The sequence below is a fragment of the Marinobacter sp. genome, assembly GCF_041984545.1.
Classification (GTDB): Bacteria; Pseudomonadota; Gammaproteobacteria; order Pseudomonadales; family Oleiphilaceae; genus Marinobacter.
The window spans coordinates 1-279 of record NZ_JBHIXV010000125.1 but is presented as its reverse complement, the minus strand read 5'-3'; the positions used below and the strand labels follow the sequence as shown (position 1 = coordinate 279).

Here is a 279-nt window from a genome sequence, read left to right as displayed (position 1 = left end):
ACGTAATCCATGAGCAAATAGCTCTGTCCGGCCGGACGGTGGCCCGATTTCCCGTGGCCAGCCAGATCAATGGCGGTTACAGCGGTTGACCGGGCCAGTTCGGGTGCCAGCTTGATGAACGTCAGGCTGTTATCGAGCCAGCCATGGACCATCAGCACCGGGGCCTTGGACGAAATTCCGGATAAACCACCCCAAGTGATACCAGCCAAGCGAATACTTTGCAGTTGCCACTCAGACTCACGGAATTCTGTGGGTTGGGAAATCAGGTCTGGAGACACA

1 protein-coding gene is annotated in these 279 nt (G+C 56.3%); it reads right to left on the bottom strand.

Going from position 1 to position 279, the window contains the following annotated elements:
• Positions 1 to 209, bottom strand: a 209-nt coding sequence (locus tag ACFC20_RS17850; RefSeq protein WP_375194153.1) for an alpha/beta fold hydrolase, incomplete at its 3' end; no start/stop codon positions are given.
• Positions 210 to 279 lie beyond the last annotated feature (70 nt).